At 60.7% G+C, this 4746-nt stretch carries 4 protein-coding genes and 1 pseudogene; all 5 read right to left on the bottom strand.

Going from position 1 to position 4746, the window contains the following annotated elements:
- Positions 1 to 432: FAD-dependent oxidoreductase (locus VFE81_RS07420; protein ID WP_325043975.1), on the bottom strand; the 432-nt coding region annotated here is incomplete at its 3' end.
- A 19-nt stretch (positions 433 to 451) separates the two neighbouring features.
- Positions 452 to 856, bottom strand: a complete 405-nt coding sequence (locus VFE81_RS07415) for a nuclear transport factor 2 family protein (RefSeq protein WP_325043974.1) — start codon at positions 854 to 856, stop codon at positions 452 to 454.
- A 358-nt stretch (positions 857 to 1214) separates the two neighbouring features.
- Positions 1215 to 2180: a CobW family GTP-binding protein gene (locus tag VFE81_RS07410; RefSeq protein ID WP_325043973.1), complete on the bottom strand. Its 966-nt coding sequence runs from the start codon at positions 2178 to 2180 to the stop codon at positions 1215 to 1217.
- Complete coding sequence (locus VFE81_RS07405) at positions 2173 to 3834, bottom strand: amidohydrolase (RefSeq protein WP_325043972.1); 1662 nt, start codon at positions 3832 to 3834, stop codon at positions 2173 to 2175. Before VFE81_RS07405 ends, VFE81_RS07410 begins: the two co-directional genes overlap by 8 nt.
- A 38-nt stretch (positions 3835 to 3872) precedes the next feature.
- A pseudogene (locus VFE81_RS07400) lies at positions 3873 to 4746 on the bottom strand (sodium:solute symporter family protein); the annotation flags it as partial.

Raw genomic sequence — 4746 nt, 5'->3', positions numbered from 1 at the left:
GAACCCTTCCTGGATCTCGTCGTGCATTTTTAACGCGACGTCTTTACCCCAGCGCTCGATCCATTGGGAGCGCGACAGACGTCCCGACGCATTCTGCCCTTGTCCGCCATTGCGGCTGCTGCAACCCCAGCTGGTTTTGTTGGCCTCGAGCACCACGGCCTTGATGCCATGTTCGCGCGCCAGACAAAGCGCCGTCGCGAGCCCCGTATACCCTCCGCCGATGATCGCCACGTCCACGTCGATGTCTTTCGTGATCGGACCATCGTCAGGCGGCGGCGTGCCGGCGGTCGCGGCCCAGTAGGTGGGTGCGTATTGCTTGCCGTGCCCGGGTCCCGGCGAGACCAGCGGGTCGTATCTCGGGTCATATTGAGTCGCGCTGTCCCGCCCTGCAGACAGACCTTCGCCGACCCGTGTGATGACACTTTGCTCCATGTGAAGCTCCTCGTCGGCGTCAAACGTTCTGCTTCGGACGTTCCTTGCGGAACGCACGCTTGACTGCGATCAGACCATCGCGGAACTCGAAGAGATCGCATCCTTCCGCTTCGATGCGCCAGCCTTCCGCATGCGTCCCCGTGAACACCCATTCGGACACGCCGCGCTCGCCGATGACGTAGTGACGGCCCTTGCCCCAATGCGCATCCGGGAAGGTCTTGAAGACCGCTTCGAATGCTGCTCGCACTGCGTCGCGACCGACGAAGCGCGCACCGTAGACTTCGCTTCCGCCTGCGGCGTCGAATACACAGTCTTCGGTCATGAAGCCCATCAGCGCATTCGCATCGTGACGATTGAACGCGGCGGAAAATGCGGCGAGCGTATCCGCGGTGACCCTGGATGCGGACGTTTCTGTTGTGGCCATGCATGTCTCCTGCTTGGTTAATTGGGTGAGACTTATGAGCTTGCCTAAGCGGCGATCTCTTATGGAAAAGTGTAAGTTTCGTGTCCGCTCGACGGTAGGGCCAGTGCGCTGGTTTCGCCTGGTGCAGCGTGTGTGGGAAAGACGTGGGTTGACTGGCCTGGAACCCGGGGATTTGGGTTCGGGCCGTTGGTGGGATGGGGGCGACTGGGACGCTCAGCGCGATCAGGGCGCTTGATGCGATTGGTGCTTGGCGTGCTTACGTGCCTGCGCGCCTGCGTGCCTGCGCGCCTGCGTGCCTGCGTGCCTGCGTGCCTGCGTGCCTGCGTGCCATTTGCGCGTTGAGCGCGGCACGTCGGCGCTAGTTCAACATCTGCGCACTTTCAAGGCAACGTCTCACGGTACGCTCATCCTCGTCGGTAAAACGGCCGATCAGAACAATCGTCGATTCATCCGCTGCATGACCCGCAAAAGGCGTGATCAGAATGCGACCGCCAACCACATGCAGTTCCTGCGGAGACGCATCCTGGTCCAGCCAGACGATGCCCTTCGCCCTCAATAGCGGAACAGTCAGGCTGCGAAACACGTCCCTGAGTTTCTTCCTGTCGAGGCGAAAGTCCGAGCGAAAGGAAAAGCTGCAGATGTCCTGATGGCTGTTGGGGCGCTCGCTCACAGCGAGAGCGAGCCCACCGGTGCGATGGCGAGGCACGACACTCGCGTCGAAGATCAGCTCCAACGGGACAGATCCGTTTGTCGATTCGAGCAGAATGGAAGTAGTCGCGAGCGACAACACCGCCTCCTTCGCCGGCGCTTTTTCCTGCTCCGTCACGAGATCGGTCTTGGTGAGCACAAGGGCCGTCGCGCCCGCGATCTGCCGACGCACAATATCGCCGACGTACGGGTCGAGCAAGGTTGCGCCGATCCGCTCGGCGTCCACGGCAACGATAATCCCGACCAACCTGAATGCCCGGTCGAGCATGCCGATCTGCGCGATCTTCACCGGATCGGAAACACCGCTGGCTTCAATGATCAACAACTCGGGACGCTCGGGACGCTCGCTGATTTTCACGAGCGCATCGACAAGGCGCCCACCGATCGAGCAGCAAACGCAGCCGTTCTCCAGATTGATGACGTCGTCCGTGCGTTCGCGGATCAGCGCGGCATCGATATTGATATCGCCGAAATCGTTGACCAGCACAGCCACCCGGCGCTGCCCCGCATTCGAAAGCACGTGGTTAAGCAAGGTGGTCTTGCCGGCACCCAGATAGCCGCCGAGCACGACCAGCGGAATGGGTGGCCGCACGCTCGCGGCCGCAGCGTCAGTCATTTTTTGCCGGCGACTTGAAAACGCGGCCGCCCAGCACCGTGCCCCACACTTCGACGTCTTTCAACTTTTCAGCGGCGACCTCGCTCGGGTCGTCCGCCAGCACGGCGAAGTCCGCGAATTTACCCACTTCGATACTGCCGATCAGATGGTCCATCCTGAGCGTGTAAGCCGCACCCAGCGTAATCGCGCGCAACGCGTCGGCCACCGGGATGCACTCGCTCGCGCCCAGCACACGACCGGAAGCGGTCTTGCGCTGCACCGCGCACCAGGCAGTAAATAGCGGGCTCAATTGCGTGATCGGCGCATCCGAATGAAAAGCAAAGGGAATGCCCAGACGCCGCGCCGTTCCCGCCGCGTTCATGCGGTTCGCCCGGTCAGGGCCCATGGTCTGCGTGTAGTGGGCGTCGCCCCAGTAGTAGATATGGTTGGAGAAAAAGTTGATGCACATGCCGAGTTTCGCAGCGCGGGCCAACTGGCTCGCGTCGGCCATCTGGCAGTGCTGAAGCGTGTGACGGTGATCGCTGCGCGGACAGGCATCGAGCATCTTTTCGAGCGCGTTCAACACGACCTCGGTGGCTTCATCTCCATTGGTATGAATATGGAGTTGCAGCCCGGCGCGGTGAAACGGCGTGAACACTTCTTCCAACTGGCTGGGCGGAATCAGCCACAATCCGTTCGGCTGCCCACCGACATAACCCGGCCACTTCAGCCGCGCCGTGAAGCCCTGAATCGACCCATCGACGATGAATTTGACCGGGCCGAACGTCAATTTCTCCGTGCTGTCGCGAATGGCCGATAGTACTTTTTCAACGCCATTGTCCGGGCTTCGCTGGGGAGCAAACGCGGGCACGATCCTCACCGGATATTGCGGGTCGGCGGTGACTTCACGCAGGTTGCGATTGCCCAGCGCCGACAGATCGTTGACCAGATCCGTCGCGGTGGTCACGCCGGCGAGTTGGGCGACCTTGCCGAAATTCCAGATGGCCTCTTTCTTTTCACTCGCCGCGATGGAAAGTTGGCTGCCGATCACCTGATACACCGGGAACATCGCCGCGAATTCCTGCAGTTCGCCGGTCGGCTGGCCGTCCTGATCTTTATCGATACCGTCGATATCCGTGTCGCCGTCGATACCGGCGAGCGCCAGCATCGCGCTGTTGACGTTCATCAGATGCACACTCGCGTGCAGCACGACAATGGGCCGGCTCGTCGAAACGGTATCGAGTTCTCTGACCGACAGACGGCTCGCGCCGAAAAAAATCGGATCGAAGCCCCACGCGAGTAGCGGCGTCGCCGCGTCAGTCATCGTGCATTGCGCTTCACCGAGCCGCTCGATCACTTCGTCCAGCGTTTTCAAGCCTCGCCACAACTTGCCGTCGGGGCCGCGCCGGTCGTAATAGCCGAGATACACGGCGTCCCACATGGCGCCTTCCATCAGGTGGCAATGGCCTTCGACGAGCCCCGGCATCAACACCTTGTCCCGGAACGTGTCGACGATCTCAGCCTCGCCCCACTGGCTGACCTCCTCCAGATTTCCGACCGAGAGGATTTTGCCGTCTCGCACGGCAACATGCGTGGCGTGCGGCTGGGCCGGATTCATCGTCAGAATCTTTCTGGCGACGAAGACTGTGATGGGACCTCGTTCAATCGAATTCATAAATAGGAGTTCTTTGATGTAGGACGCAGACCGGACGGTCAGGACAACGCATGCACTGGCTTACGCTTCCAACCATAGTTCAGTATGGCGGTCACCGCGATATTGATCACGAGACACAGCAGGCCCAGGTTGAATCCACCGAGATCGGCATGAAGCATGTATAGGATGATCGCGAGTATCTGGCCGGTCAGAATACCCGTTGCAACAGCAGCCGGTTTGACGCGAAGCGAAAACAGAATGATCATCACGCCCGGGAAAAACTGGGTCACGCCGTAGTACGCGGTATTGATCAATGTGAGCATCAGATTCGGCGTCAGCAGGGTCATCACGATCGAGGCCAGCAGGTAGACGACGATCACCGTTTTCGCGGTGGCCTTCTGCTTGCTCTCGGGCATCTTCGGCAACAGATTGCGCGTCACGAGCGGGCCGATGGCGAGGCAGATGCCCGTCAGCACCAACAGACCGGATAGCGCGGCGCCGGCCGCGACCAGACCCAGCAACCAGCCCGGCAGCAGCCGGATCGCCGCCGCAAAGAACGCTTCATTCGGCGACGCGAGGTGCAGGTTCTGACTGATCGCATAGTACGAAGCGATGACCAGAAACGGATACATCAGCATGTACAGCGGCATCGCAACCTGGGTGCGCCGGATCGTGTTCGGACTTGCGGCCGTGAAGAAAACCTGCACCGCGAACGGCATCACGTAGAACCCTAACGACTGGAACAGCATGGTGCTCATCGAAAACGTCAGTTGACTGGCGTTCATGCTGTTGCTGACGTGCAGGCTCGCGGCGTGAAACACTTCCGTGACGCCGGATTCCCATGAGACCGCGAGCCCTGTGATCACAATCGCCGCGACCATCAGCACGTCCTTCAGGACCGCAATGTACGCCGACGCCCGCACCCCCGAAATA

Origin of the sequence: Paraburkholderia sp., assembly GCF_035656215.1 — a bacterium.
Lineage (GTDB): Bacteria > Pseudomonadota > Gammaproteobacteria > Burkholderiales > Burkholderiaceae > Paraburkholderia.
The sequence above is the reverse complement of the archived record's forward strand: the minus strand, read 5'-3'. Positions and strand labels throughout refer to the sequence as shown.

Bases quoted from the DNA above. Each gene is read 5' to 3' on its own strand.
- VFE81_RS07415 (WP_325043974.1), bottom strand. From the start codon at position 856: ATGGCCACAACAGAAACGTCCGCATCCAGGGTCACCGCGGATACGCTC.
- VFE81_RS07410 (WP_325043973.1), bottom strand. From the start codon at position 2,180: ATGACTGACGCTGCGGCCGCGAGCGTGCGGCCACCCATTCCGCTGGTC.
- VFE81_RS07405 (WP_325043972.1), bottom strand. From the start codon at position 3,834: ATGAATTCGATTGAACGAGGTCCCATCACAGTCTTCGTCGCCAGAAAG.